A 26,923-nucleotide genomic window follows, 5' to 3' on the forward strand; every position below is an offset into this window, starting at 1 on the left:
CCCGACGGATACGGGCACGGCCCGCCGATCTGGTCTGCCGATCATGCTCGCATTGGTATCGACGCCGAATGAAATTCAGCTGAACTAGCAGTGGCCGATCGGGCCCACGGCGATGAATTACGAAACAATACCCGGAGAAATTCCCATTGATGAGAATGCAGGTAAAATGCCGAATTCAACTCTTAGCGAGGGGGATTCGGAGTCGGTGAGCGACTACTCTCGAATCGACCGGCGGTGGCGCTCTCGAATGATTTCATCCCATGATAAATGGGTTCCGGGCCACCCCGGACGTGCCCGGTCGACACCACGGAGCCCGGGTCGCGTGACCCGGCCGGAGCGCCGCGCGCGGGCAAGCGGCCGGCACCGCCACCGGTTGATAGCATGGCGGGTCCAGCCGACCATTCGGTCGGCTTGCCCACCCGGACACATCTCGAAAGAGTCGTTCCATGCAGTTTGAAATCGTCGAGCGGGACGAGACGTGGGTGGCCGGACTTCCGGTACGCAGCCCCAAGCGCGCCCTCGGTGAGCTGCGCGACCGCGATCTCGAAGGCGCCTGGGCGTCGGTACTGCACCATGAACTCGGCGGCCCGCTGGCGACGGCGTACACGGATTACTCCACCGACCTGAGCACCTACAACACCCAGATCGTCGGCTACCGGTGCGAATCGTTCGACGAGGTCACCCGCGGGCACATGGTGGCCCGCCTACCGCGTGGCACCTATGCGAAGTTCTCCTCGGTGGGTAACTTTCCGCAGATCATGACCAGCCTCTGGACCCAGATCGCCTACGCCGAAGAACACCACCAGATCAAGCGGACCTTCACCGGCGATTTCGAGTACTACCCGCACGCCTACAAGATCGATCTGTATCTGGCGGTCGAGCCGCGATGAGCTACACGATCGTCGTGCGCGGTGAATCCGTGTACGCGGGCCTCGTCTTTCCGAAGGTCCGGCCCAGCTTCAAGGTCAGCAACAGCGAGCTCATCGAATTCCTGAAGGATCGGGTGCGCGAACGGCTGGACGCCCCCGGCGGATCGGCCGATTCCCAGCGGCCCATGTACACCGTGTACGTGCGCACCCCGACCGGGACCTACAACGCCCTGGTGTGTTTCGAGTACGACGAGCCGGGCGCCGCTCCGGTCGGCGATGTACTGGTCCGGGTGCCCAGAGGCGTCTTCGCCCGCTTCGTCCCCAATGGCGATTACCACGATCCGGTCGAGGATGTCTGGGCCCAGGTCGACGACGCCACGGCGTCGGCCGAGATCACCCGCGCCTATCGCGAGGAGATCGAGATCTGGCACGGCTCGGAGTCGGTCGAGCTGTTCATCTCGATTTCCGCCTGATCCGCACCCGTTGCCGAGCGGTAACCAACTCAGAACCAACCGGTCTGATGTTAACGGTTCATCATCACTTCAACCGCGTTGACCTGCGATGACAATCCAGCATTTACCCAGTTTTCGGAAGATTAACCAGAGTCCTGGTCAATTGTGTTCCGATGACGGATACTGCACTGGGCACGTCGACGAGCCGGGGCGTCGGACGGGCTGCTGGACAACAAATCCCGCACGGCCGCTTCCGGACGCGCGGCAAAAGAGTAGGAACTGCATGACTGTCGAAACAATCGCAGTCGGCCAGGAAGACCCGTGCCACGGCCGCGCTGTGAGTTTTCGCGACAACGTCTCCGGCTACGACATCCGCGTAACCACCCCGAACCACTCCCCCGAACTCTGGCGCCGATACCTCGACGGCGCCCGGGCGGCGTACCGCCACTACGACAACGAACCGGCGCTGGAATACGACGCGGTGATCGACGGCTCCTCGACCGCCCTGTTCTTCGCCGCCACCGATCCCGCCGGCGAGATCGTCGGCGGCCTCCGGGTCCAGGGCCCCTACATCTGGGTCTCCGAGGTCGGCTCCCTCACCCCCTGGGCGGGCCGGGCGGGCGCGGCGGAGCTGAGTCTGATGATGGCCCGGCGCATTCCACGCGGAGTGGTGGAATCCCGCGCGGTATGGGTCGCCCGGGACGCAGCCCGGCGCAACGAACTGGCGGCGGCGATCTCACGCTGCATGGCACACGCGCCCCGCATCCTCGGGGCCCGCTACGGCTTCGCCACGGTCGCTTCGTTCACCACCGAGCGGCACCGCGCCAGCGGCGGCGTACTCGCCCAGCTGATCCCGCCGGTCCCGTACCCGGACGAGCGGTATCGCACCCTGCCGATCTGGTGGGACACCAGGACCTATCACGTATTTGCTGACAAGTTGCAGTATCTGCTGATGCGTGGTGAACTTCGCGCTATGGGATTAGCTGAACCGAGGTCACGGCGGTCGCATCGCCTTTTCGGCCACGGTGAGGAGGAGTGCTACGCATATGGTCGGTGAGGCAGATCTCGGGGTGGAATACCGGCCGCTGATCCTGGATCCGAACGATCCCGACGACGAACGGGCGCTCGCGGGCCTGCGCGCCATCCCCCATATCGAATTCAACGACCTGCGGGGTCTGCTGGCGGCGGAATTCGCCCGGCTCAACGATCCACCGGACACCGGCGAGACTTCCGACGACGACCGGTGGGTGTACTACCCGTGGCGGCGCAGCGTACTCGTCCTGCCGGGACCGCGTACCTTCCGCGCGATACGCCTGGACCGCAACCGCAACAAGCTGACTCGCGCGGAACAAGACCGGCTGCGTGCCGTCACGGTCGGGGTGGTGGGCCAGAGTGTGGGGCACGCCATCGCTTACACCCTCGCGCAGGAGGCGGTATGCGGCGGGCTCCGGCTCGCCGATTTCGACGAACTCGAACTGTCCAACCTCAACCGGGTCCCCGCCACACTTTTCGATATCGCGGTGAACAAAGCCATCGTCACCGCCCGGCGGATCGCCGAACTCGATCCCTATCTGCCGGTGGAGGTGCGCGGCGGCGGCGTCGACGCCGAAACCGCCGACGATTTCGTCGAGGGCCTGGGGATCGTTGTGGAGGAATGCGATTCCCTCGACATCAAACTGCTGATCCGGGAATCGGCCCGCCGGCGGCGGATTCCGCTGATCATGGAGACCAGCGATCGCGGCCTGCTCGATGTGGAACGCTTCGACCTCGAACCCGACCGCCGGCCGTTCCACGGACTGCTCGGCGACACCGGGGCCGAACAACTGCGCGGCCTCTCGACCCGGGACAAGGCCCCCTACGTCGTCGGGCTGCTCGGCGCACGCGACCTCTCGGCCCGGATGGCCGGCAGTCTCGTCGAGGTCGGCGAGACCCTGAACAGCTGGCCGCAGCTGAGCGGTGACGTGGTACTCGGCGCGGCCAGCGTCGCGACCGCGGTACGCCGGATCGGTCTGGGCCGCCCACTGCGGTCGGGCCGCACCCGGGTCGATGTGGAGCAGGCTCTCGACGCGCTCGCCGACCCGGATCTCGATAGCGACGAGTACGCCGCGGACACCGACTCCGGCGACCCGGCCGGCACCACGATCGACCGCATCCTCGTCTGCGCACAGCGCGCGCCCTCCGGCGGCAACGTCCAACCGTGGTCGTTGCGCACCTCGCCCCAGGAGAGCCGCTTCACGCTGGATCCACGCCACACCACCGCCATGGATATCGGTTACCGGGCCAGCGCGGTCGCGGTGGGCGCCGCGCTGTACAACGCCCGGGTCGCGGCCGCGGCCTACGACGTGCTCGGCCCGTACGAGTACCGCGAGGAGCCCGGGCTCCCGCTCACCGCGGTGCTGCGGCACGGCTCCGGCACCGATGCCGTCCTGGCCGCCGACTACCCCTACGCGCTGGCCCGCGAGACCAACCGGCGGCTCGGCTACGGCGGGCAGATCCCCGCCGCGGTGCTGACCGGCCTCGCCGCGGCCGCCGCGGCCGAAGGGGCACAGATGCGCGCGGTGGCCGACTCGCCGGGAATCCGGGCGATGGCCGCCGTCCTGGCCGAATCGGACCGGATCCGCTATCTCACCCCGCTGCTGCACCGGGAGATGTTCGCGGAGATGCGGTGGCCCGGCGACGACCTGACCGACGGTATCGACACCCGCTCGCTCGAATTGGCGCCCGATGAACGGGTCGCTCTCCAGATCGGACGACGCGCCGATGTGATGGCACAGTTGCACAGCTGGTCGGCGGGCGCGGCCCTGGGCGACTACGCCCGCGACAGGGTGCGGTCCAGCTCGGCCGTCGTGGCGCTGACCTTCACCGGAGATCCCGGCGTGGAGCCCGGCGAATTGACCGGATATGCCCGCGCGGGCGCGGCTGTTCAGCGGCTTTGGATCCAGGCGCAGCGGTCGGGCCTGGCAGTCCAGCCGATGTCTCCGGTGTTCCTGTTTTCTCGATCCCGTACCGAACTGGATGCACTTTCCCCGGCATACGCGGATAGACTGGCCACACTTCAGGGTCGTTTCCTGGAAATCCTGGAAGTGCCGGAACAAGACAGCGTGGCGCTGGTACTACGCCTGAGTTACGCGGCAGCTGCCAGCGTGCGGAGCCGCCGTCGCCCGGTACCGGGCGCGGACATCCGCAGATAGTGTGATCGGAGATCAGGTGCCTCGGCGGACACTCGACTCGCTGGTGACTGAGGTCGCCGCGGAGCTGATGGGCGTCGACTCGGCGACGATGGTATCGGCGACCGAGCAGGTACTCGCGATGCTGATCGACTATTTCGACGTCGACTTCAGCTATCTCCGCCACAACGACCCCAAGAACCGGTCCACGGTCCTGGTGGCCGAGTGGCCGCCGCGCCAGGATGTCCCCGACCCCGACCCGCTCAAGATCGTGTATTTCGACCAGGCGGATTCGGTCTTCAAATCGCTCGAGCACGCCACCGAGCCGTTCCTCATCCCGGCCAGCGCCGCGGACTACCAGCAGACCATCCACTCCGCGTCCGGACTGGGCGATATCAGCTCCGCCGCGGTGCCGCTGGTATCCCGGGGCAGATCCACCGGGCTGCTCGGCTTCGTCAAGGTCGGCGACCGCGACTGGAGCACCCGCGAGTTGAACGTTCTCAAGGCGATCGCCACCCTGTTCGCGCAGTTACAGGCAAGGGTGGAGGCTGAAGAACAGCTGCGGTTCATCGCCCTGCACGACGATCTGACCGGTCTGGCCAACCGCCGCGCGCTGCTCGAGCATATGGAGCAGCGCCTGAAGCCGGGCAGCCCCGGCCCCGTGGCCGCTTTCTTCCTCGACCTGGACCGGCTCAAGGCCCTGAACGATTTCCTGGGCCACACCGCCGGCGACAACTTCATCCGCAGCCTGTCCGAACGCCTGCGCGACAATCTGGACCCCAACGATATGATCGCCCGCCTCGGCGGCGACGAGTTCGTGATCGTGCCCGCCAAACCGATGGACACGGTCGCCGCCGAACACGAGGCGACCCGGATACAGGAACTGATCAGCCGCCGGGTCACCGTCGGCGGAGAATCGGTGAGCCGGGGCGCCAGCGTGGGGGTGGCGGTCGGAATCCCCGGCGAGACCACCGTCGCCGATGTACTGCGCCGGGCCGACCACGCCCTGCTCTCGGCGAAATCCGGCGGCGGCAACGGTGTCGCCCTGTTCACCGATGCCATGCGGGCGCAGTTCGAACTCCAGGACGATGTGGAGCTCAACCTGCGCAGCGCGGTGGCCGACGGGTCGCTGATCCTGCACTACCAGCCCGAGGTCGACCTGCGCACCGGCCGGATCGTGGCCATGGAGGCACTGGTGCGCTGGATGCACCCGACCCGCGGCCTGCTCCCGCCCGGGGCGTTCGTGACCGTGGCCGAGGCCACCAACCTCGCCGGTGAGCTGGGGCGCTGGGTGCTGCGGACCGCCTGCGCGCAGTTCGCGCAATGGCGGCGGCAAGGGCTGGCGGCGAATATGGTCATGCGGATCAATGTGTCGCCGGTACAGCTGGTGAGCCTGGACTTCGTGGAACGTATCGAGGAGATCCTGCGACATTTCGGGATCGACGGGAGCTCGATCTGCCTGGAGATCACCGAGCACGTGGTGGTGCAGGATCTGGCCCGTACCCAGGTGACGCTGCGCGGACTCAAGCGGATGGGCGTGCAGATCGCCATCGACGATTTCGGCACCGGCTACTCCTCGCTGTCGCATCTGAAGGCGCTTCCGGTGGACGCCGTCAAGATCGACCGCGGATTCGTGCAACGGCTCGGCGCCAGCACCGACGATCTGGCCATCGTGAAGTCGATAATCGGCCTGGCCGGTTCCTTCGGTCTCGGCGTGGTCGGTGAGGGAGTCGAGACGCCGGTCGCCGCCCGCACCCTCGTCGGTCTGGGCTGCTACCGCGCCCAAGGGTTCCTCATCGCCCGTCCCCTGCCCGCGGACGAGGTCAGCGAGCATCTGGTCCTCGGCCGGATCCCGCTGAACCTGGATCTGCCCCGAGTGAACCGCGGACTGCCCACGCTGTAGCGGTTCGGTGTTCAAATAACACCCGTCCTTCATCACGAGTTCAGCGGCTCGGTTCCAGAGGTAACCCGGCCCACGCCACGATCGGCGACGTGCGCATCGTGCAACTGGCGAACTTCTACGGCCCGCGCTCGGGGGGTTTGCGTACCGCACTGCACCACCTCGGCGAGGGATACGTGGCGGCCGGGCACGAGGTCGTTCTGATCGTGCCCGGCCCACGTCGTGACGAGGAGGTGCTGCCGACGGGGGTGCTGCGGATCACGCTGCCCGCCCTGCGCATACCGTGGACCGGCGGCTATCACGCCGCCGACCCTCGCCGGGTGGCCGACACCCTGACCGGACTCCGGCCCGATGTCCTGGAGGTCTCCGACCGGCTGACCCTGCGCGGTTTCGGGCGCTGGGCCCGGCGCCGCGACGTAGCCGGGGTGATGATCTCCCATGAGCGCCTGGATCGGCTGCTCGGTCAGATCATGCCGGATCGGTTCGCCCGGCGTTGCGCCGATATCGCCAACAGCCGCACCGCGGCCGAATACGACATGGTCGTCTGCACCACCGAGTTCGCGCGGGCGGAGTTCCGGCGGATAGGCGCGCCGAATGTCGAGATGGTGCCGCTCGGCGTCGATCTGGATCTGTTCAGCCCGAACCGCCACGACCGCGGCCTGCGGGCCACCCTCGGGCTCCCGGGACAGCCGCTGCTGGTGCACTGTGGCCGGTTGTCGGTCGAGAAGCGCGTCGACCGCAGTATCGAGGCGATCGGCGAACTGCGCGGCGCCGGTATCGATGCCCGTCTGGTGGTGGCCGGTGACGGCCCGCGCCGGGACGCGCTCGAACGGCGCGCCAGGTCGTTGCCCGCGCTGCCCGGCGGCCTGCCCGCGGTGCATTTCACCGGTTTCATCACGAACCGGACCGCGGTGGCCACTCTGCTGGCCACCGCGGATATCGCGCTCGCCCCGGGGCCTCACGAAACCTTCGGTCTGGCCGCGCTGGAAGCGCTGGCCGCCGGTACGCCCGTGGTGGCGAGCAGGTCCTCGGCGCTGGCCGATATCGTCACCGCGGACTGCGGCGCAGTCGCCGACGACGATCCCGCGGCATTCGCCGACGGGGTCACCGATCTCCTGGCCCGGCCGTCCGCGCAGCGCCGGGGCGCGGCACGGCAACGGGCCGAACAGTTCACCTGGCCCACCGCCGTCTCGGGCATGCTCGCGGTCCTCGACCGCTGACCAGACTCATCGCTCTGCACTCCGGTCGGCGGCGCCCCCGCGACCTCCCGGCGGTCGACAGCGACTCCCCAAGCCCGAGAACTCGAACCAGGGAATGCCCCACACAACAGGGAACAATTATTCCGTTGAACGCAGGACCTGCCGAAGGAAAAGTCGCATGGCGCAACCACTTCGAATTGATCTGGATCGGCTGCGCGAGTTGTCCCCGGAACTAGCGCGGATCGCTGAAGCGGCGCAGCAGAAACTCACCGAACTCGAGACTTCACTCGCCGCCGAGGGACAGCCCTGGGGCGACGACGAACCAGGGCGGATGTTCAGCGAGACCTACGAGCCGGAGCTGAACAACGGGTTGGCCTCGTTCCGCACCGTGGTGGAGAACCTGGGCCGGGTCGGCACGGGGCTCGCCGACGCCGCAGACGTCTTCCAGCAGCAGGACCAGGACGGCGGACGCTTGCTGGACGGACGTTCGCCAGAAGACCGGGGCGGTCCCGGAACGACCGCGCCCTACGCTGACGAACTCCTCCCGGAAGGCGCGGCGACCAGCAGTCCGGTGCCGCAAACCAGTACCGCCCCCACCGCATATCCGGAGACGGTCCCGGCCACGACTGCAGGTACCGAAACTACTCCGGTAACCGGGAACCCGACGGATCCCACTCCCTGGGCGTCTCCGCAACCAGCGGCCGAGAGCCCGCTGTCGCCGTCCGAGGTGGGCACGCCCGACACGACCAACGGACAGCCCTACGGCGCGACCACCGGACAGCCCACCACGGCGCCCGGCGGCCGGACACCCGGCGGCGACGCACCGACGGGAGTTCAGGCCACGACCACGCCGGCGCAGCCGGCCGGCCGGACCGATCCGTCGGTCGCGTCCCGCACAACGCCGGCTCCGAGCTCGACCACCGGCCGAGCGGCGCCGGAAAACCCCTGGTCGCGACCTCGAGGTCCGGCCGGGGGCACCACGGGACTCACCCCGTGGGGACGGGAAGGAGCACCGGCGGGTCCGGGCCGCGGCCAGGCCGTTGCACCGAACACCGGGCCGCCTCCGCCGCCTTCCCGCCAACCCGGACAGACTCCCCGCGATGGCAAAGAGCAGCGCAAGAAGGAGAAACCGGTACCAGCGCGGTCCGTCGGCGAACCCGCCGCGACCGACCCTGCGGCGCTGGAGGCGGCCCGCGCGTTCGCCGAACGGCACAGCCTGCGGCTGACCGGATTCGAGACTTCCGGCATCAACGTGCACACGGTCGGGGAGATCGCCGCGGCGCTCGACGATATCCTCGGCAAGTACCCGTTTCTCGCGCTCGGCGGTATCGATATCGCCGACCTGCCCGCCGGGGTCGCATCCATCGTGCAATGGGATCGGCCGACCGACGGATCGGCGACCGCGCGGATCATGCTGCGGCGCGGTGATTTCGCCGAACCCGCGGCAATCGCCGAGAGGCTGCGTGACGCGGCCGGGCCGGGCCGGGCCGCGCTCGGGTCCGAAGACCGGCCTGTGTACGCGATCGTTGTGCGCGACCTCGGCCGAATATTGGTGGACGCGGCCGGTCCTCCGGTGTGGCGACTGGCCGAGCAGACCTTGATCACGGAGTACCACCGGATCAGCGGCCCGTGGAATCGCGGCGACACACTGGCATCGGTCGTCCGGGGATATCGGGAGTGGCGAGACCAATTCAGCGGCGCCTGTTTCACGCGGGGACGCCTCGATCCAGCGGCGGCGTCGGTGGACGCGTTCACCCAGGTCGAGTTGCGGGCCGAGAACGCTTGCGGACCCGCTAAGGTGCTACACCGCCTGATGGTGGAGAGCGGGCGAGGGCACACGGTTCCGTAGTGGCTCCCGAGCGTCCGGCGGGTAGGCCGCCGGACCGCCCACTCCGGCCGGCTTCCCACGGGCGGAGCCGACGACGCCGGGTTGATAATCTCGGCCGCGCCGGCCCGCCGCGGGAACCGCGCGCACCACCACCCTCCGTGACCTGCCGGTGAAGGTACGGACAGCGAACGGCCGCCGAAGGAGACGATGTGTCCGACGAATCCGGTGGTCCGACTACCGAACAAGCGGTGGTCTGGGCGCTGGCCGCCGAAGTTCCCGCCGGATGGAAGCGGATCGACGCGGCATTCGCGCTCACGGTGGGTACCCGGGCCGCTGCCGTCGGATACTCCGACGGCAGGCAAGACCTGACCGTCGATCCCTCGGAGTCTCTGCTGAATCTGGCCGCCGAGCACCGGAGGGTGTCGGCGGCGTCGGGTGGCCCGTGGTGGCGGATGCTGGTGACGTTGACCGGATCGGGCAAGGCCGACGTCGGTTACGACTACGGCGAGGAGCCGTTCCCGGAATCTCAGTTACTTCCCCCGGAGGCGTATCTCGCGGATCTGGAGCAGTTCCCACGCGACCGTGTTCCCGTATGGCTGGGCGCGTATACCGCGCACGGACAGCGGCAGCGGCGCGGCGCGCGGCAGGCAGCGGCTCAGGTTCGTGCCGACCGTGACGAACAAGTGTGGGCAGTCCTCGCGGAGAACGAGTTTCCGCCGTTGCCGATCGTGCGGGCGCGGTGGGCGACGATTTCCGCCGCGTTCGTCGCCGTCGGATCCGAGTGGGGGCCGCGAATCCTGTCGTGGGGCGGCATATTCGAGGGAGCCGCCCGGTCGGGCTCGACCTTGGCCACGCTGCCGCACGGGCGAGCTGTTCTCTCCGGTGGGGTGTGGAACTCTCCGGAACTGGATGCCGTGTACAACGAGAACACCCCGATGCCGGAGTTCTACGCGGGCGCACCCGGCTGGGTGACCGACGAGGTCCTGAATCCGCGAGCCGCTGCCGGGCTGCTGTCCTTCTGCTACTGGTGGGATGCCGGGCGCTGGTACCGGGGAGAGTCGCCGCCCGCCGAGGGCTGCGCCGCCGCGATACCGGCTATCTGGACGGCGGCGGTCGTCCGAGATATCGTCACCGGCTTGGTCCGCGAATCCGGCGGCACCGCCGATCCGGCGGCGACGACCGTCCTCATATCCGCGGCCGAGTCCGGCGCGGTGACCCGTACGGCGCTCGACGCCGTATTCGGGGTCGAGCACGATATCGATGGCGCATTTCACCAGTACGCGCTGGCCGGGCTGGTCTCGATGAGACCGGAGCCGATGCCCGCGGAACAGGCGATCAGCTACGTCCGCGACTACATCACCGGCCGGGGCCTGGACACCACCGGATATCCGCTCGCGCAGCTGACCGCCGAGCGGTTCAGCGTCGGCTGGATGCTGTACGTCCCGGTTCCCGACGGGGAGATGGCCATCGGCCGGGCGGTGTTCTATGTGGCCGATGACGGCACTCTCGAGCATTCGACCTCCTCGAGCCTGCCCGCCACCGTCATCGCCGAGCACGAGCGTGCCTTCGCCGAACGATATGGACCGCGGGAAGACGGCGCCTCCTCGCGGGCCGGCTGACCGGATTCGATCGGGGCGCCGGCCCCGCGACGTGCGGAGCCGGCGAGCCGGGAAGTTCAGTGCGGGAGCCGGCGCCGTCCGCCGATGATCTCGGCGATCAGATCGGTGTAGCCGTCTACCAATTCGGCTAGGCGCTGCCAGCGTTTGCGGACGTGGTTGATGCGCGGCTCCGCCGAGTCGATCGGGCGATTGGCCTCCGCCCACCCCCACGCCATGCGGTCTATCACCGCCCCCAGCGTCTCGGTGTGGATCACGGTCTCCTCGTCGCGGTGCAGCGCTCGCTCGACGACCCATTCGTCGATGTCGTCGACCAGTTCGCGGCGGCGATCGTCGACGGCGGCCACCAGCTTCGCGTCTCGCATGGTCGCCCGCCGCGAATGCAATGCGGCGAGTGCGTGAGCCGCCCGCAGTATTTCGTGATCGGTGAATCTCCGGCCCTGGAAACTGGACAGAATCTGCGATGCGGTGGGCAGGCCGCCGGATACCGGCGCGACCTCCATCCCGTATCGAACGTCACCCGGCACCATCACACTCTGTTCAAACATGATCGGCTCTCGATTCGGTCGTACCGCACATCGGACAGGCTTTGTTCAGTGGATGACAATAGTCGATGGACATCAATGCGGACCGCAGTAACGCACTATTGCGTTCGCTAGTTTGAGTGCCGATTACTCTCGCTCTCTCACCGAACCGGATATCTTCTCACCGACGCGGCTATCCGCCAACCGGCGCCGACCCTGCGGGCACAAAAATGCCCCTGACCCATCACGTGGTCAGAGGCAATTTCTATTCGGCATTGCAATGGTGGAGCTAGGGAGAATCGAACTCCCGACCTTCTCGATGCGAACGAGACGCGCTACCAACTGCGCTATAGCCCCATGCGGCTCGGTGAACCGCGCTGTGTCACTCTAGCAAACAGGGTTACCAGAATCCGAATCGGGGCCCTGACCTGCCGATTTCCTCTCAGCGGGCGGTCCCGCGGCGACGAACGGCCGCTCGGTCACGCGCCGGCTGCCCGCCGGATATCTCCGCCCGTCGCCCGGTTGCGTACCGTCCGGGCGACGGTGGCGTCATATGCGTCCAGATGCTCGAATGCCGGATCCTCGTCGTCGGGTTCGAGCAACCGGGAACGGCGCCGCAACGCACGGGCCGTATCGCGGTCCATACCGGGACGGGCGGTGCGCAGGGGTGCCGTTTCATCGTCGGCGGGCTCGTGGTCGAACGATTCCTGCGCCTGGCCGGCCAAGCGGGAACTGCGCCGCCGCCGGATCTCCTGTTCGATCCGGACCTGTTTGCGCAGATAACCCAGATACGTGCCGAGCGACAGCACCGCCCCACCGCATCCCCACCAGAAAACGGGCGCGACGGCGACGGCGAGGCCGCCGCACAGAATGGCGCCGAGAATGAGCGCGACGACAGCCCGCTGCCGGAAGGTGTAGCGGGCGGCGCGGGCAATGGCGTCGGCTTCGGGGTCGTACCCGCCGCGGCCGCGGCGAGTGGGCACGAAGTCCTCGTCGTAGTCCTCCGGCTCGGACAGGGGCGCGCGCAGGGTCGAAGTCCGGACAGGCGGTATCCGCGCGGGCACGGTGTCCTCGAACGACGGGGCGGCATCCTCGAACGGCGAAGCGGTTTCGTCGGCCGGGATCTCTTCGTCGGCCCGCTCGGCGTGCTCGGAATCCGAATCGTCCCAGTCATCGTCGAGCCCGGCGTCCGAGGCATTGTCGTCGCCGTCGCGGTCGTCGTACCCGGCGACCACGGTCGGGTCCTTCGCACCGAAGTCCGATTGTTCGTCGTCTGCCGCGGTATCGGCCTCCTCGGCCCCTGTGGTCATCGGATCCTCCGCATCGTTGCCGTGGTGACGCTTTCGGTAGGGCCGGCTGGGCCGCTTCTTGCGGGCATGGCCACTTCCCTTACGCCGTTTGGAATCTCCACGATGCAGCACCCGCGTGGCCAGGGCGGTGTCGGTTGTCCGGCGGATTCTGGGATGCCGATCGGCAAGGATGGGGAACAGGACGAAGACCCACAGCACGACCAGCCCGATCCACAGGATCGAATTCGGCATCGTCGTCAGCACCTCCGTCCCGCCTGGTCGTCGTCCGAGCCCACGCCATGAACCGTGTGCGCCCCGAGACCGGAGTTCTTCCCCGCGGGTACGTCTCGCAGATCGTGGTACGAGCTCTCCACCGATGGCACAGGGCGCACCACCGACGTCCGTAGGTTAATTCCGAGTAGGGGTACAACACGGCAGGCGCGCCGTGCACATACGCCACATGAGTCACATTTCCACCAGCGCCGGGTCCGAACAGGCGGGTTTCCGGCGACCCCGTCACCGCAGCGTCAACCGTCCTTCCCTGGCCAGACGATCGACGACCCTGCCGGGCAGTTCCTCGACGGTCATCCCGACCAGCAGATGATCGCGCCACGCCCCGTCCACATCGAGATACCTACGCAGCAAACCTTCTTCACGAAATCCCACATTGCGCAGCACCGCCTGGCTCGCCAGGTTCTCCGGACGCACCGTGGCCTCCACCCGATGCAACCCGACCGGCCCGAAACAGTGGTCGAGCCCCAGCGCCAACGCCGCCGTCGCGACCCCCTGCCCGCCGAGATCCTTGGCCACCCAGTAGCCGATCCACGCCGAACGCAACGCGCCGCGCACGATATTGCCGACCGTCAACTGCCCGCTGAACGCGCCGTCGACTTCGATCACCAGCGGAATCATCGCCCCGCGCCGCGCCTCGGCCTTCAAACTCGACCACAGCGGCGGCCAATTCGACGCGTGGTTCCGCGCGTCCCAGGCGCCGCGCCCGGTCGGCTCCCACGGCTCCAGATGGTTCTGGTCCCGCAACCTGATCCGGCTCCACGCCGCCGCATCTCGCAAGCGAACGGGACGCAGCGTCACCTCCCCGGCGGGCACTCGCACCGGACCGAGGTGCGCAGGCCACCCGGGATGCTGGGCGGCCCGGAAAACATTCATGGATTCCACTTCTAGCCGCGCTGCGCCAGGAACGCGACCCGAACCTTGTCACCGGTGCGGATTTCGATGTCGTCGGGCTCGACCACTATCAGGCTGTTGGCCTCCGACATCGCGGCCAGCAGATGCGAGGACGCCCCCGCGCTGTTGCCGAGCGGCTGCACCAGGTATTCGCCGGTGGCCTCGTCGCGCATCAACTGCGCGCGCAGATAGCCCTTCCGACCCGCCATCGATTGGATGGGAGTGATGGTCCGCGCCCGGACTATGCGACGCATGGGCTGACGCCTCCCCAGCGCGATCCGGATCAGCGGCCGCACCATTACTTCGAACACCACCAGCGCGCCCACCGGGTTGGACGGCAACAGGAACGTCGGCACCTCGTCACGACCCAGCCGCCCGAAGCCCTGCACCGAACCCGGATGCATGGCGACCCGGGCGATCTCCAGTTCTCCGAGACCCTCGAGCGCCTCGCGCACCTGGTCGGAGGCCCAGCCGCCGACCGCGCCCGCGATCACCACGACTTCCGCTCGCACCAACTGCCCTTCGACCACATCCCGCAGGCGGCGCGGGTCGGCGTCGACGATGCCGACCCGGTTCACATCCGCGCCGGCGTCGCGGGCGGCGGCGGCCAGCGCGTAGGAGTTCACGTCGTACACCTGCCCCGGGCCGGGCGCGCGGTCGATATCGACCAGTTCCTCGCCGATCGAGATCACCGACAGCCGCGGCCGCGGATGGATCAGCACCTTGTCCTGACCGACCGCCGCCAGCAGCCCGACCTGGGCGGGCCCGATGATCGTGCCCGCGTGTACCGCCACGTCCCCGGGTTGCACATCGTCACCGGCCCGGCGCACATAGTCGCCCGAACGCACCGGTTCGTACACCTTGAGCCGACCCCGACCACCGTCGGTGAAGTCCAGCGGCAGCACCGCGTCCGCGAGCGTGGGCAGCGGCGCGCCGGTAGCGACCCGGACCGTCTGCCGGGGCTGGAGCCGGATCGGCTGCCGGGAACCGGCGAGTACCTCACCGACGACCGGCAGCGTCAGATCGACCAGTTCGCCGTCCTCGTCCCGGATATCGGCGCCGGCGGACGCGACGTCCACGCTGCGCACCGCGTATCCGTCGATGGCGGCCTGATCGAAACCGGGCAGCGGCCGTTCGGTCACCACGTCCTCGGCACAGAGCAGGCCCTGGGCCTCGGAAATCGCGACCCGCACCGGCCGCGGCGCGACGGCCGCGGCAGTCACTTTGATCTGCTGATCCTCAACAGAGCGCATCCAGCCCTTCCCGATGTCCTCGCCCCGCAGGCGATCTCATTCCTCCGCGGTGAGTTGCGGGTTCCAGTCCGGGCTCAGCCGGTTCTGGAGCCACTCGCGCAGCGCAGGGCCGTATTCCTCGCGCTCCAACGCGAAATCCACCGCAGCACGAAGATAGCCGCCCGGGTTACCGAGATCGTGGCGCGACCCACGGTGGACGACAACATGGACCGGATGTCCTTCGTCGATCAGCAGTGAAATCGCGTCGGTGAGTTGCAGTTCCCCGCCGGCGCCGGGGCCGATCCGGCGCAGCGCGTCGAAAATCGCGCGATCCAGCAGGTAACGCCCGGCGGCCGCGAAGGTAGAGGGCGCGTCGGACAGGCCGGGCTTCTCCACCATGCCCTTGACGCGCAGCACATTCGGATTGACCGCGTCGGGGACCGGCGCGACGTCGAAGACCCCGTAGGCGCTCACCTGATCCTTGGGGACATCGATAGCGCACAGCACGGACCCGCCGCGTTTACGCCGGACCCGGTTCATCACATCCAGCACGCCACACGGCAGGACCAGGTCGTCGGGGAGCAGTACCGCGATCACGTCCTCGTCGAGGTCGAGCACCGATTCGGCCTGCGCCACCGCGTGACCGAGCCCGAGCGGCTCCTCCTGCACCACCGACGTCACATCCAGCAGCCCCGGCGCCTTGCGCACCTTCTCCAGCAGCTGGAACTTCCCGCGCTCGGCGAGGGTGCTCTCCAGCACGAGGTCCTCCACGAAATGCGCGACCACGCCGTCTTTGCCGGGGGAGGTCACGATCACCAGCCGCTGGGCTCCGGATTCGGCCGCCTCGCTGGCCACCAGTTCGATACCGGGGGTGTCGACCACCGGCAGTAGTTCCTTGGGCACCGTCTTGGTCGCGGGCAGGAACCTGGTTCCCAGCCCGGCCGCGGGTACGACGGCCGTCCGGAAGCCCGTTTCCGGCGCGGAGACGCCCTCGTTGCCCTGTTCTGCGGCCTTTGCTGTCATATACACACCCTATCCATCCAGAGCACCGTCCAAACGGCTGTACACCGGCTCGCCGCGGACTTTCGGGACGAAACCGGCACAGTGAGAGCCTATGGTTGTCGCCGTGCCGATGCCCGACGAGCGTGACAAACAGGCCTGGCGCGCGGCGATCCGCGCCCGCCGGGCGGGGCTTGCGGAATCCGTACGCGCGGCGGAGGCGGCGGCGCTGGCCGCCGCGGCCGCGGAACTGGGTCCCGCTGAGTGGATGTGCGCATACGTGCCGATGCCCAGCGAACCGGGGTCGCTCGCGCTGCCGGAGGCGCTGCGGACCACCGGGAGCCGGGTGCTGATACCCGTGACCGGAGAGCCGGGCCCGCTGCGCTGGGGGGAGTTCACCGGCGTGGAAGCGCTGCGCCCGGCCCGGTACGGCCTGCTCGAGCCGACCGGTCCGGTACTGCCGCCGGAGACCGTCGCGCGGGCCGGGGTCGTGCTCATTCCGGCGCTCGCGGTGGACCGGCGCGGCGTCCGGCTCGGCCAGGGCGCCGGCTACTACGACCGGACACTCGGTATGGTCGATGCGGCGGCCCGGCGGATCGTGGTGGTTCGCGACGACGAAGTAGTCGAGCGCCTCCCCGAGGAACCGCACGATATCCGGATGAACTGGGTACTCACTCCCGAAGGCGGCGTGCGACGGCTCGGTGTGCCACGGGACTGACGACCGGCCCGGCGGGGCGTGAGAGTGGTGCTCGGCACAGTTGCCGGCATCCGGGAATCAATCGACGATTGGCACTGTTGGCACTGTCGCCTGTAGAGTGCTAAGTCTCGAATACTGCGGAGGACCCAGTGCCAACCTATTCATACGCGTGCACCCAGTGCGACAACCGCTTCGATGTCGTCCAGTCCTTTACCGACGAGGCGCTCACTGTCTGCTCGGAGTGCTCCGGCGCCCTGCGTAAGCTCTTCAACTCGGTGGGCATCGTCTTCAAGGGCAGCGGCTTCTACCGGACCGACAGCCGCAGCGGCGCGTCGACCGCCAGCGAACCGGCGGCCAAATCCGACAGCTCCGGGTCGAGCTCGTCCGGTTCGAGTTCGGACAAGGGTTCGAGCTCGAGTTCGGACAAAGGTTCGGCAGGCACCTCCTCGACGCCGGCCGCCGCCGCCAGCTGAGTCGGATACCGCACCCCCGGCCGCTCGCGCACGGCAGGCCCTCGGCCCAGCGCGCGGTGTGATCAATCCACAGCCCGGGAGTTGTCCACAGCCGCACACATCCCCGGCTGTCGGCCGGATAACGCCCATACGCTCGGCCCATGAGTCGTATCCGGCCCCCCTTCCGCCCCGGCGTCGCCGGTGGCCGCGGCCGCCTCGGTTCCGGTGAGACCTGGCGCGACGCATTCGAGAACCGTCCGCCGTGGGCCGACGCAATCCTGTTGCGGCGCATCCTGGCCGCACTGTGCGCGGTCACGGCCGCGATACTGTTCCTGCGCGGTGATCCGGACGGGGAGCGCGTTTTCGTCGTGGTCGCCGCGCACGATCTACCGCCCGGGCATCTCCTCGAACCCGCAGATCTGCGCCTCGCTCCGTATCCGCCTGCCACCGCGCCCGACGGCGCCGCCCGCGATCCGGCGCCGCTGGCCGGCGCGGTGCTCACCGCCGCCCTGCGGTCGGGCGAGGTACTCACTGATCTGCGGGTGATCGGGCCCCGCCTCGCCGAGGTCGCGGCGGGCATCACAGATGCCCGGATCGTGCCGGTACGGCTGGCCGATACCGCACTCGCCGAGATCCTGCGGGCCGGAGACCGTGTGGACGTGGTGGCCGCCGGCGCCGAGGACCCGGCCCTCGCACGAACCCTGGCCGTCGATGCCGCGGTGGTCCTGGTGTCCGGTCCGCCCGCCGAGGCCGGAACCGGCCGCCACCCGGAACGGGTCGTGCTGGTGGCCATGGACGCACGGCGCGCGGCGGCGGTGGCCGCGGCCTCGCTGAACAGCGCACTCACCGTGATCTTCCATTGACTCGTCGACTTTTCCGCCGACACATCGATCCGACACCCGCCCCGGACACACGGACGGGACCCGCCGCGAACGCGCGGCAGGTCCCGCTACCGTGCCTGTGGCCGGCCGGTTCGGTAACCCGGCCGTATCGGCTGAACAGCCGGATCAGCCGAGGCTGAACGGCTGACCCCACAGTGTCACGACGGACATGACGTTCTCGGTCTCGACCTTGACCTTCACGAACGCGCGGGCCTGTGCGTAGCCGCCGCAGCCGTTGAGGCCGATGGTCTCATCGGACCAGGTGACAGAGCCGCTGTTGCCCTTGAACTTGTTATTGGTCGCGTGATCCTCGTTGCCGTAGTCGTCCGGCTTCTCGATATCGAGGACGTAGAACGCCTTCGCCTGGCCGGGGCCGAGCGTCAGGTTGCCGCCGCCTTCACCGCTGGGGCTGACGTCGACGGTGTCGCCCTCGACACTCACATCGGCGCCGGCACCGCCTTCGACACCGCCGCCGTCGATGTTCACCTGGCAGCCCACGACATAGCCGGGGTAGATCTTGCCGCCCACTTTGTCGCCACCGGCGATCTCGACCTGCGCGCTACCGGAGGCCCACGCGTTGCGGTGGACCGGGGTGGCGCCCATGGACGGGTTGATGTTCGCGGACTCGCCGGCGAGGCGCACAGTCACCACGGTGCCGTCGGACAGGGTCTTGACGATTTCGCCGCCGGGCAGCGGGATGAAGGTGTCGGCGTTGGCAGCGCCGGCGGAGAACAGGCCCAGCGCGATCGTGGCGGCCGCACCGACGCCGGCTAGGCGCGCCAGATTCTTACGGTTGAACATGTGTAAATGCCCCTCTGGGGTTGAATTCGCTACAGCGAGAGAAGAAGTGTGGGTGGGTGAATTCGACCGGTGCCCGTATCAGCCGATGCTGAACGGCTGCCCGTAGAGGGTGGTCTTCGAGTAGTGGTCACCGATGATCTCGACCACCGTGTACGCCCGCGCCTGCGCGTAACCGGCGCAGCCCTGGATCTCCATCTCCACGTCCTGGTACTCGACGGAGTAGACACCGGGCTTCGGAATGTCCTTGTACTCGATCTGCACGAACTTGACATCGCCCGGGCCCAGCTCGACGCCGACCGAGCCGCCGACGCTGCCGCCGCCGACCTCGATACCGACGGAGCCGCCGAGACCGATCGCGTCATCGGCGATGCTGACCTGGCAGCCGACGATGTATCCGGTGTTGATCTGCGAAGCGCCATGGGTCGAGGAGTTGTTGGTTCCGTCCTCGCCGGTCGGACCGTTGTTCGGGCCCGCTTCGCCTTCGGGAGTGACCGAGACGTCCGCGGCGGCGTTACCCGAGACCCAGACGGTACGGCCCGCGCCGTTGGCGGCCATGGACGGCGACACCAGCGCACTCTCGTTGGTGCGGGTGATCTTGACACCGGGCGCGACTTTCTCACCGTTCGGCAGCGGAACGAAGGTATCCGCGTTCGCGGCACCGGTGGAGAACAGTCCCATGGCCACAGCAGCGACGGCGCCCACGCCCAGAGCGCGCGCGCCGAAGCGCAGACCGGTGGTGCGGTTCTTGCTCATATTTCCCCTCATCAAGGTTTTCAGCGACACCCGACAACGCAGCGAACGAGGTCGGGGCGGCCCGAGAACAGGCTCCATAGAGCTTGGGCGACCGCTGTAGCCACCAGATGAACCCGGAACCACACAGCCGGTGAACACTCGAATACCGTGCCGCCGACGCGGTGTGTCGACCGGATGATTGTCAGGTGGCCGGAAAGTGACGGGTGCTGGGGAAATGCGACCCGGCAGCCGGTTGTGCCGAGTTCCGGGAACAAGAAATGCCGGCCCGCCGCAGCTGCGGCGGGCCGGCGTTCGTGCCAATATGACGGTTTGACCGATATCAGCCGAGGCTGAAGGGCTTACCCCACAGTGTCACGTAGCTGATCACGTTCTCCGTCTCGACCTCGACGCTGACGAAGGACCGGGCCTGCGCGTAGCCGCCGCAACCGTTCAGGCCGATGGTCTGATCCGACCAGGTCACCGAACCGCTGTTACCTTCGAAACCGTTGTTGGTCGCGTGGTCTTCGCTGCCGTAGTCGTCGGGACCTTCGATATCGAGGACGTAGAACGATTTCGCCTGGCCGGGACCGACGGTGAGGTTGCCGCCGCCTTCACCGCTGGGGGTGACCGTGACGGTATCGCCGGAAACGGCCGCGTCGGCGCTGGCGCCGCCCTCGACGCCGCCGCCGTCGATGTTCACCTGGCAGCCCACGACGTAACCGGGGTAGATCCGGCCACCCACGTTTTCACCGCCGGCGATCTCGACCTGCGCACTGGCCGAGGTCCAGGCATTGCGGTGTACCGGGGTGGCGCCCATGGACGGGTTGATGGTGGCCGATTCGCCGACCAGGCGCACGGTCACCACGGTGCCGTCGGACAGCGTCTTGACGAGTTCGCCGCCGGGCAGCGGGATGAAGGTGTCGGCACTGGCCGCGCCGGTCGAGAACAGACCCAGAGCGATGGTTGTGGCGGCGCCGACGCCAGCCAGGCGCGCCAGATTCTTGCGGTTGATCATGAGAAACCCTTCGAGGGAAAACCTCGCGGACTACGCGAGTGACGTTCGATTCGATACGACGGGGACGGACCCGGCAGCTCAGCCGATGCTGAACGGCTGGCCGTACAGGGTGGTCTTCGAGTAGTGGTTGCCGACGATCTCGACAACCGTGTACGACCGCGCCTGCGCGTAACCCGCGCATCCCTGGATCTCGATCTCGGCATCCTGGTACTCCACCGAGTACCGGCCGGGCTTCGGGATGTCCTTGTAATCGATCTGCACGAACTTGACCTCGCCCGGGCCCAGCTCGACACCGATGGAGCCGCCGACCCCACCGCCGTCGACCGACAGGCCCATGGAGGCGCCCAGGCCGATCGCGTCCTCACCGATGCTCACCTGACAGCCGACGATATAGCCGGTGTTGAGCTGCGAGGCGCCGTGGGTCGACGAGTTGTTGGTGCCGTCCGCGCCGGTCGGACCGTTGTTCGGACCCGGCTCGCCCGCGGGCGTGACAGAGACGTCGGCGATCGCGTTTCCGGATACCCAGACCACCCGGCCTGCACCGTTGGCCGCCATGGAGGGCGAAACGACAGCATGTTCACCGTTGCGGGTGACGGTCACGCCCGGTCCGGCCTTCTGGCCGTCCGGCAGTGCGACGAAAGCATCGGCGTCGGCGGCGCCCACGGACAGCAGGCCGACGGCGACAGCAGCTGCAGCACCCACCCCCGCGATCCTGGCACCATTACGAACACCGACGGTGCGGTTCTCGCTCATATTTCCCCTCATCATCTACGGACGAACAGCGGCCTTCGAGACTCGGACACATGACTCTCCGGCTCCGACCAGTGTTTCGCTCGTTTGTTACCTACAGGTGACCCGCTGTTATTTCGATGCAACACCGCAAAACGGACATTGCACACGAAAACGACCGGCGGGAACCACAATCCGAGGCCCGCCGGACCGCCTTTGCGGCGGTCGGCGTAAACGAGATTAAACGGTCGGTAACAGGTTGGACAAAGGTTGCTTTCGCTATACGTTAATGTGATCCAAGTCACACAAGACTCGCCGCTGATGTGCACGTGCAGGCAAACCGCAGGCCCGGACCGCTCGATACGCGCACCCGCTGCGAGAATTCACCGCAATGAAAGCGTCAAGAGAATCGACAACGTAAGAAATGCACACCCCGCGTGGGTGACATTGTAAATCGCGCTCATTCGAATACCGGGCAATTCCAGAAAATCCCCCGACCCGGTACCCCGGGGATAGCGTCTCAACGCACCGCTCAGACGGAAAGCGTTGAGCGCCAACGCAATCGGATCAGTCGTCGCCACCGTGGTGCGGCGGCACCTGCGAACGCAGCCACTCGTCGCCGACGGAGTCCGATGATCCCCCCTCATCCCACTCGTCCCGGGTCGTGGCGGGCAGGACCTCTCCGAAAACCCGGTCCACACGCGCGAGGTCCCCCGCCCGGCGCCGTGGCCGGCGGGGGACCTCGGGGGTCTCGCCCTCACTCATACCGCTCGGCCCCGACTCACTCCAGCAGCCCCGACAGCTCGCCGATCACCCGGCTCGCGAGCGGGCCCAATGTCGCCATACCGTCGCGAATGGCGGCCCGGGTACCCGGCAGGTTCACCACCAGGGTGCTGCCCGATATACCGGCCAGCCCGCGCGAAAGTCCGGCGTCCAGCGAACCGGCCACCCGGCCCGACGCGCGCAACGCTTCACTGATCCCGGGCAGATCGCGATCGAGCACCTCGGAGGTGGCCTCGGGCGTGACGTCACGGGGTGACATACCCGTTCCACCGACCGAGATCACCAGATCCACGCCACCGATCACCGCGGTGTTCAACGCGTTCCTGATCGCCACCTCATCGGCTTCGACCGATACCGACGCGTCGACCAGGAACCCTGCCTCGGTGAGCAGTTCGGTGACCAGCGGACCCAGCGAATCCTCACCACCGTGAGCTGTTCGATCGTCGACCACCACGACCAGTGCGCGGCCCGCTACAGGAGCATCGATTTCCATACCGCTCACCGTAGCGCCGACCTCGATCGCCGTGCCCCCGCCCCCGGTCACCAACTGCATCATCGGCCTCCCTCCACCGCGGCGGCCGCGAGGGTGACCTCGGCCGTCCGCGGATCACCGCCCTTGTCGTCGGTATAGGTCACGGTCACCTTGTCCCCCGGCTGTTTCGACCGCACCGCGGCCACCAGCGCGTCGCCGGAATCGATGGCGCGGTCATCGAACCGGGTCACGATCGAACCCGGCGGAATACCCGCCGCGGCCGCGGGACCGTTCGCGGTGACGTCGAGAACGCGCGCGCCGTGCACGGATTCGTCCCGCTGCACCGTTATCCCGATCTGCGCGTACGTGGCATGACCGCTCTTGATCAACTCGTCCGCGACCCGCCGCGCCTGATCGACCGGGATCGCGAAACCGAGCCCGATGGATCCGCTCTGCTGACCGCCCGCCCCCGACGATCCCAGGCTCGCGATCGCCGTATTGATCCCGATCAACCGGCCCTGCCCGTCGACCAGCGCACCACCGGAATTACCGGGGTTGATCGCGGCGTCGGTCTGGATGGCGTCGATCACCGGATTCGGGACTGTGGGATCGCTGCTGCCCTCTCCGGTCGTGGACACCGGACGGTTCATCGCCGAAACGATTCCCGTGGTCACCGTCCCCGCCAACCCCAGCGGCGAACCGATCGCCACCACCGGCTGACCGACCTGCAAACCCGCGGAACTCCCCAGATCGATCGGCTTCAGATCCGACTTCCCGCGCACCCGGATCACCGCCAGATCCGATACCGGATCGGCGCCCACCAGCGTCGCCGTCGCGGTACTGCCGTCGGAGAAGGTCACCGACATATCGCCGTTGGCGCCGCCGCCGGCCGCGACATGGTTGTTGGTGAGGATCAGACCGTCCGAGGACAGCACCACCCCGGACCCTTCTCCCTGCCCCCGATTACTGGCGACCTCGATCATCACCACCGACGGCAGCACCTGTTGTGCCACCGCCTGCACCGACCCGGCCGGCGCATTCGCCGCGTCCCGGACGGCCGGCGCCGGCGCGTCCAGCGCATTGGTCACGGCCGGCCCGTCTCCGGAATCACTGACCAGTGCTCCCACCGCACCACCGATACCGCCGCTCACCAGTGCGAGCGCGATACCACCGGCCACCAGGCCGGTACGCAGCGAACTCTTTCGCGGGGCCGGGGGCGGGACCGCCGCATAGAACTGCCCCGGGTCTGCGGGCGGCGGACCGCCGAACGACCCGCCCGCCGCCGGATACACGGCGGTATCAGCCGGTGGTCCGACCGGAAACTGCGGCCCGCCCGGAAACTGCGGCCCACCGCCCACCGGCGGCTGACCGGGCGAAACGGCGGGACCGGCCGCCGTTCCGGACCCTGGCGCCGCCGCTTCCGGAGGCGGGGTCGAGGGCGGCACCGGTCCTGATTCCGGCCGGCCCGGCCGGTTGGTGAAATCCTCGGTCATAGTTTCTCTTTCTGCTCATATCCGCTGTCCAGGGTGCCGACCACTACTGAGAACGAACTGAGAGCCGCATTAATTTGCGCACTGCGCGCGGGTCGAGGTGGATCCGGTTCGCCGCGGCGCCGAGTGCGCCGGCCGACGATGGCCGAAGTTCGGCTTGCGCCTTCGCCGGGCGGCTGACCCACCGTCCTGCACGAACAGGCTCGCCCCGGACAATAATTATGCGCTTTCCGCGCTTTCCGGACGGTATTCTTCCGGCGGCGGGTTTTCTCCGGGCAACACGATCCGGATACGCACGCCGCCGCGATCGGAAGAGTCGATCGCAATCGTGCCGCCATGTTTGGTGACGACCTGTTTCACAATTGCCAGGCCCAAACCGGAACCGGGCATCGAACGTGACGCGGTGGTTCGATAGAAACGTTCGAATACCAACTCGCGTTCGGCGGGCGGAATACCGGGGCCCGCGTCGTCGACCGATATTTCCAGTAGCCCTCGCCCGGTCTCGGCCATCACGACCCGCACCTGTTCTCCGGCCGGATTCCATTTCGCGGCATTGTCGAGCACATTGAGAATTGCGCGTTCCAATGCCGACTCGTGCCCGTACACGAACCAGGGCCGCAATTCGGCGTGGAACCCGACAGCGCCCCGGCGGCGCACCCGTTCCAGTGCCCGCTCGGTGACCTCGCCGAGATCCACACGCTCGTAGACCGTTTCCGGGGCATCCTCGCGGGCCAGGTCCACCAGGTCACCGACCAGGTTGGACAACTCCTCGACCTGGGCCACCACATCGGAGCGCAGTTCGGCCATATCCTCCTCGGGGATGGCCGGAGCGTCGGGTCGGCTCGACGCGATGAGCAACTCCGTATTGGTACGCAAGGAGGTCAACGGCGTCCGCAGCTCATGCCCCGCGTCGGCTACCAGTCGTCGCTGCCGGTCCCGCGATTCGGCCAGCGCCCGCAGCATCGTGTTGAAGCTCTCGGTGAGCCGCGCGAGTTCGTCGTCGCCGGTCACCGGGATCGGGGTCAGATCATCGGTGCGCGCGATCCGCTCGGTGGCCGCGGTCAGCCGGGCGATGGGACGCAGGCCGGTGCGGCCTACCGTCGTACCGGCGCCGGCGGCGAGCACGACTCCGCAAGCGCCGACCGCGAACAGCAACCAGGCCAGCCGGTCCAGCACTTCCCGGGTCGGTTCCAATCGCTGCGAGATGATCAGGGTGACGCCGGAATCCATCCGCTCGGCCAGTACCCGCTGGCTGTTGTATGTGCGCAACGAAGAATCCCGTTTGCCCTGCGCCACCGCGATCTCTTCGGTGCCGATGGGCGGGGTGGTCGGCTGCGGCGGGATGTAGACGGGCAGGCTCGGTCGCTGCGCCGTATCCGAATCCGCCGGGGGCGGGTAGATCAGCGCGACGCCGATATCGTTGGAGAACAGCGTCGCGACACCCAGCGATTGGAACGCCATGCTGTCGATATCGCCACTGATCATGGTGGCGGCGCGAGCCCGCAACTGGGCGTCCACCTGACCGTAGAGGGCACGGGCGACCATCGCATAGGCGGCGATGGAGGTGATCGCCACGAAGATCGCCACCAGGGACGCGGCAAGTAGGGTCACCCGCCACCGTAGGGAGACGGTGCGGGTCAGCGGGGTCGGCGGGCGCATGGGTGCGGGTTCATCCGGCCAGGGCAGGCCGAGCGGCGCGACCGCATGCTTCTTGGCCGCCGAGCGAGAAGCGCGTGCCATCGCGTTTACGGGGGCGTTTCGCGCAGCACGTAACCGACTCCGCGCACGGTGTGGATGAGCCGGGGCTCACCGTCGGCCTCGGTTTTCCGGCGTAGATAGCCGATATAGACCTCCAGTGCGTTACCGGAGGTGGGGAAGTCGTACCCCCACACCTCCTCCAGGATCCGGCCGCGGGTCAGTACCCGGCGCGGATTGGCCATCAACATTTCGAGCAGCGAGAACTCGGTGCGGGTCAGCGAGATGGATCGGGCCCCCCGCGATACTTCGCGGGTCACCGGATCCAGCGAGAGATCCGCGAACAGCATCGCCTCGGAGATCTCCCCGGTATCCGGGACGCGCCGCCGCAGCAGGGCCCGCAACCGGGCCAGCAATTCCTCCAGCGCGAAGGGTTTGGGCAGGTAGTCGTCCGCACCCGCATCCAAGCCGGCCACTCGTTCGGAGACCGAATCGCGCGCGGTCAGGACCAGGATCGGCAGATCGTCACCGGTGCTGCGCAACCGGCGGCACACTTCCAGTCCGTCGAGCCTGGGCATCATGACATCGAGGACCAGCGCGTCGGGCCGGTCGGCGTTCGCCTTCTCCAATGCGTCGATGCCGTCCACTGCCAGATCGACCGTGTAGCCGTTGAAGGTCAGCGAGCGGCGCAGCGACTCCCGCACGGCACGATCGTCGTCGACCACCAGAATGCGCATGCCACCAGTTTGACGGCAACGACTGAGAGGCTACTGAGAGGGCTCGCCGGGCCGTGCGTACCGTGACCACCGGATTCGCGCCGCTACTTTCCCGGGTCCGATCGCCGCGGCGGGAAATATCGTCCCGACTTCCCACTCACGGGAAGCCAGGCGCGCGCGGCGGCACCGGCCGGACGTCC

At 67.9% G+C, this 26,923-nt stretch carries 24 protein-coding genes and 1 tRNA gene; 11 read left to right on the forward strand and 14 right to left on the reverse strand.

Going from position 1 to position 26,923, the window contains the following annotated elements; all coding sequences use genetic code 11:
* The first annotated feature begins 446 nt into the window (after positions 1-446).
* From OG804_RS19025 to OG804_RS19060, 8 genes are all read left to right on the forward strand, one after another.
* A complete protein-coding gene (locus OG804_RS19025; protein ID WP_328388341.1) occupies positions 447-890 on the forward strand; it encodes a GyrI-like domain-containing protein in 444 nt (147 codons plus the stop codon).
* Positions 887-1,342 (forward strand): effector binding domain-containing protein, encoded by a 456-nt coding sequence (locus tag OG804_RS19030; RefSeq protein ID WP_328388343.1) that lies wholly within the window; start codon positions 887-889, stop codon positions 1,340-1,342. Before OG804_RS19025 ends, OG804_RS19030 begins: the two co-directional genes overlap by 4 nt.
* Before the next feature lie 262 nt (positions 1,343-1,604).
* Positions 1,605-2,378, forward strand: a complete 774-nt coding sequence (locus OG804_RS19035) for a hypothetical protein (RefSeq protein ID WP_328388345.1) — start codon at positions 1,605-1,607, stop codon at positions 2,376-2,378.
* Complete coding sequence (locus OG804_RS19040) at positions 2,368-4,512, forward strand: Rv1355c family protein (RefSeq protein WP_328388347.1); 2,145 nt, start codon at positions 2,368-2,370, stop codon at positions 4,510-4,512. The genes OG804_RS19035 and OG804_RS19040 overlap by 11 nt, the downstream gene beginning before the upstream one ends.
* 43 nt (positions 4,513-4,555) lie before the next feature.
* A complete protein-coding gene (locus OG804_RS19045) occupies positions 4,556-6,391 on the forward strand; it encodes a bifunctional diguanylate cyclase/phosphodiesterase (RefSeq protein ID WP_328388349.1) in 1,836 nt (611 codons plus the stop codon).
* Between the two features lie 89 nt (positions 6,392-6,480).
* Complete coding sequence (locus OG804_RS19050) at positions 6,481-7,608, forward strand: glycosyltransferase (RefSeq protein WP_328388351.1); 1,128 nt, start codon at positions 6,481-6,483, stop codon at positions 7,606-7,608.
* A gap of 157 nt (positions 7,609-7,765) precedes the next feature.
* The gene (locus OG804_RS19055) at positions 7,766-9,436 is read left to right on the forward strand and encodes a WXG100 family type VII secretion target (RefSeq protein ID WP_328388353.1); all 1,671 of its coding nucleotides are present in this window, start codon (positions 7,766-7,768) and stop codon (positions 9,434-9,436) included.
* A gap of 188 nt (positions 9,437-9,624) precedes the next feature.
* The gene (locus OG804_RS19060) at positions 9,625-11,034 is read left to right on the forward strand and encodes a hypothetical protein (protein ID WP_328388357.1); all 1,410 of its coding nucleotides are present in this window, start codon (positions 9,625-9,627) and stop codon (positions 11,032-11,034) included.
* Between the two features lie 56 nt (positions 11,035-11,090).
* On the opposite strand, the gene OG804_RS19065 is transcribed toward OG804_RS19060, so the two are convergent.
* The 6 genes from OG804_RS19065 to OG804_RS19090 form a co-directional block, all read right to left on the reverse strand.
* Positions 11,091-11,579 (reverse strand): DUF4254 domain-containing protein, encoded by a 489-nt coding sequence (locus OG804_RS19065; RefSeq protein ID WP_328388359.1) that lies wholly within the window; start codon positions 11,577-11,579, stop codon positions 11,091-11,093.
* 257 nt (positions 11,580-11,836) lie between these two features.
* Positions 11,837-11,912: transfer RNA gene (locus OG804_RS19070), tRNA-Ala, on the reverse strand.
* Positions 11,913-12,034: 122 nt separating this feature from the next.
* Entirely contained in the window at positions 12,035-13,096 is a 1,062-nt protein-coding gene (gene sepX / locus OG804_RS19075; RefSeq protein WP_328388361.1) for a divisome protein SepX/GlpR, read from the reverse strand.
* A 264-nt stretch (positions 13,097-13,360) separates the two neighbouring features.
* Complete coding sequence (locus tag OG804_RS19080) at positions 13,361-14,011, reverse strand: GNAT family N-acetyltransferase (RefSeq protein ID WP_328388363.1); 651 nt, start codon at positions 14,009-14,011, stop codon at positions 13,361-13,363.
* 11 nt (positions 14,012-14,022) lie between these two features.
* Positions 14,023-15,282 (reverse strand): molybdotransferase-like divisome protein Glp, encoded by a 1,260-nt coding sequence (glp, locus tag OG804_RS19085; protein ID WP_328388365.1) that lies wholly within the window; start codon positions 15,280-15,282, stop codon positions 14,023-14,025.
* A 36-nt stretch (positions 15,283-15,318) separates the two neighbouring features.
* On the reverse strand, positions 15,319-16,284 hold the full coding sequence (locus tag OG804_RS19090; RefSeq protein ID WP_328388367.1) for a UTP--glucose-1-phosphate uridylyltransferase: 966 nt from the start codon (positions 16,282-16,284) through the stop codon (positions 15,319-15,321).
* Between the two features lie 91 nt (positions 16,285-16,375).
* Here OG804_RS19090 and OG804_RS19095 point away from each other — a divergent pair, with 91 nt between their 5' ends.
* The 3 genes from OG804_RS19095 (at position 16,376) to OG804_RS19105 (ending at position 18,272) form a co-directional block, all read left to right on the forward strand.
* Positions 16,376-16,978, forward strand: coding sequence for a 5-formyltetrahydrofolate cyclo-ligase (locus OG804_RS19095; protein WP_328388369.1), 603 nt, complete (start codon positions 16,376-16,378; stop codon positions 16,976-16,978).
* Between the two features lie 128 nt (positions 16,979-17,106).
* Positions 17,107-17,430 carry an FmdB family zinc ribbon protein gene (locus OG804_RS19100; protein WP_328388371.1) on the forward strand — a complete coding sequence of 108 codons (324 nt, stop codon included), beginning with the start codon at positions 17,107-17,109 and terminating at the stop codon, positions 17,428-17,430.
* A gap of 140 nt (positions 17,431-17,570) precedes the next feature.
* Entirely contained in the window at positions 17,571-18,272 is a 702-nt protein-coding gene (locus OG804_RS19105) for an SAF domain-containing protein (protein WP_328388373.1), read from the forward strand.
* Positions 18,273-18,416: 144 nt separating this feature from the next.
* Here the strand turns inward: OG804_RS19105 and OG804_RS19110 are convergent, their stop codons facing one another.
* From OG804_RS19110 to OG804_RS19145, 8 genes are all read right to left on the reverse strand, one after another.
* A complete protein-coding gene (locus tag OG804_RS19110) occupies positions 18,417-19,091 on the reverse strand; it encodes an MspA family porin (protein WP_328388375.1) in 675 nt (224 codons plus the stop codon).
* Positions 19,092-19,169: 78 nt separating this feature from the next.
* Entirely contained in the window at positions 19,170-19,844 is a 675-nt protein-coding gene (locus tag OG804_RS19115; RefSeq protein WP_328388377.1) for an MspA family porin, read from the reverse strand.
* A 319-nt stretch (positions 19,845-20,163) separates the two neighbouring features.
* Positions 20,164-20,838, reverse strand: coding sequence for an MspA family porin (locus tag OG804_RS19120; protein ID WP_328388379.1), 675 nt, complete (start codon positions 20,836-20,838; stop codon positions 20,164-20,166).
* A gap of 78 nt (positions 20,839-20,916) precedes the next feature.
* On the reverse strand, positions 20,917-21,591 hold the full coding sequence (locus OG804_RS19125; protein ID WP_328388381.1) for an MspA family porin: 675 nt from the start codon (positions 21,589-21,591) through the stop codon (positions 20,917-20,919).
* Between the two features lie 757 nt (positions 21,592-22,348).
* Complete coding sequence (locus tag OG804_RS19130) at positions 22,349-22,903, reverse strand: MogA/MoaB family molybdenum cofactor biosynthesis protein (RefSeq protein WP_328398533.1); 555 nt, start codon at positions 22,901-22,903, stop codon at positions 22,349-22,351.
* Positions 22,903-24,315, reverse strand: coding sequence for a S1C family serine protease (locus tag OG804_RS19135; RefSeq protein ID WP_328388383.1), 1,413 nt, complete (start codon positions 24,313-24,315; stop codon positions 22,903-22,905). The genes OG804_RS19130 and OG804_RS19135 overlap by 1 nt, the downstream gene beginning before the upstream one ends.
* 216 nt (positions 24,316-24,531) lie before the next feature.
* Complete coding sequence (locus tag OG804_RS19140) at positions 24,532-26,052, reverse strand: sensor histidine kinase (RefSeq protein WP_328388384.1); 1,521 nt, start codon at positions 26,050-26,052, stop codon at positions 24,532-24,534.
* A 5-nt stretch (positions 26,053-26,057) separates the two neighbouring features.
* Positions 26,058-26,744 carry a response regulator transcription factor gene (locus tag OG804_RS19145; RefSeq protein WP_328388385.1) on the reverse strand — a complete coding sequence of 229 codons (687 nt, stop codon included), beginning with the start codon at positions 26,742-26,744 and terminating at the stop codon, positions 26,058-26,060.
* Positions 26,745-26,923 lie beyond the last annotated feature (179 nt).

Source organism: Nocardia sp. NBC_00416, from assembly GCF_036032445.1.
In the GTDB taxonomy this organism is placed as follows: domain Bacteria; phylum Actinomycetota; class Actinomycetes; order Mycobacteriales; family Mycobacteriaceae; genus Nocardia.

Bases quoted from the DNA above. Each gene is read 5' to 3' on its own strand.
- OG804_RS19090 (WP_328388367.1), bottom strand. From the start codon at position 16,284: ATGACAGCAAAGGCCGCAGAACAGGGCAACGAGGGCGTCTCCGCGCCG.
- OG804_RS19120 (WP_328388379.1), bottom strand. From the start codon at position 20,838: ATGATCAACCGCAAGAATCTGGCGCGCCTGGCTGGCGTCGGCGCCGCC.
- OG804_RS19030 (WP_328388343.1), top strand. From the start codon at position 887: ATGAGCTACACGATCGTCGTGCGCGGTGAATCCGTGTACGCGGGCCTC.
- OG804_RS19110 (WP_328388375.1), bottom strand. From the start codon at position 19,091: ATGTTCAACCGTAAGAATCTGGCGCGCCTAGCCGGCGTCGGTGCGGCC.
- OG804_RS19055 (WP_328388353.1), top strand. From the start codon at position 7,766: ATGGCGCAACCACTTCGAATTGATCTGGATCGGCTGCGCGAGTTGTCC.
- OG804_RS19065 (WP_328388359.1), bottom strand. From the start codon at position 11,579: ATGTTTGAACAGAGTGTGATGGTGCCGGGTGACGTTCGATACGGGATG.
- glp (WP_328388365.1), bottom strand. From the start codon at position 15,282: ATGCGCTCTGTTGAGGATCAGCAGATCAAAGTGACTGCCGCGGCCGTC.
- OG804_RS19025 (WP_328388341.1), top strand. From the start codon at position 447: ATGCAGTTTGAAATCGTCGAGCGGGACGAGACGTGGGTGGCCGGACTT.
- OG804_RS19130 (WP_328398533.1), bottom strand. From the start codon at position 22,903: ATGCAGTTGGTGACCGGGGGCGGGGGCACGGCGATCGAGGTCGGCGCT.
- OG804_RS19115 (WP_328388377.1), bottom strand. From the start codon at position 19,844: ATGAGCAAGAACCGCACCACCGGTCTGCGCTTCGGCGCGCGCGCTCTG.
- OG804_RS19040 (WP_328388347.1), top strand. From the start codon at position 2,368: ATGGTCGGTGAGGCAGATCTCGGGGTGGAATACCGGCCGCTGATCCTG.
- OG804_RS19080 (WP_328388363.1), bottom strand. From the start codon at position 14,011: ATGAATGTTTTCCGGGCCGCCCAGCATCCCGGGTGGCCTGCGCACCTC.
- OG804_RS19095 (WP_328388369.1), top strand. From the start codon at position 16,376: ATGGTTGTCGCCGTGCCGATGCCCGACGAGCGTGACAAACAGGCCTGG.
- OG804_RS19105 (WP_328388373.1), top strand. From the start codon at position 17,571: ATGAGTCGTATCCGGCCCCCCTTCCGCCCCGGCGTCGCCGGTGGCCGC.
- OG804_RS19145 (WP_328388385.1), bottom strand. From the start codon at position 26,744: ATGCGCATTCTGGTGGTCGACGACGATCGTGCCGTGCGGGAGTCGCTG.
- OG804_RS19035 (WP_328388345.1), top strand. From the start codon at position 1,605: ATGACTGTCGAAACAATCGCAGTCGGCCAGGAAGACCCGTGCCACGGC.
- OG804_RS19125 (WP_328388381.1), bottom strand. From the start codon at position 21,591: ATGAGCGAGAACCGCACCGTCGGTGTTCGTAATGGTGCCAGGATCGCG.
- sepX (WP_328388361.1), bottom strand. From the start codon at position 13,096: ATGCCGAATTCGATCCTGTGGATCGGGCTGGTCGTGCTGTGGGTCTTC.
- OG804_RS19135 (WP_328388383.1), bottom strand. From the start codon at position 24,315: ATGACCGAGGATTTCACCAACCGGCCGGGCCGGCCGGAATCAGGACCG.
- OG804_RS19140 (WP_328388384.1), bottom strand. From the start codon at position 26,052: ATGGCACGCGCTTCTCGCTCGGCGGCCAAGAAGCATGCGGTCGCGCCG.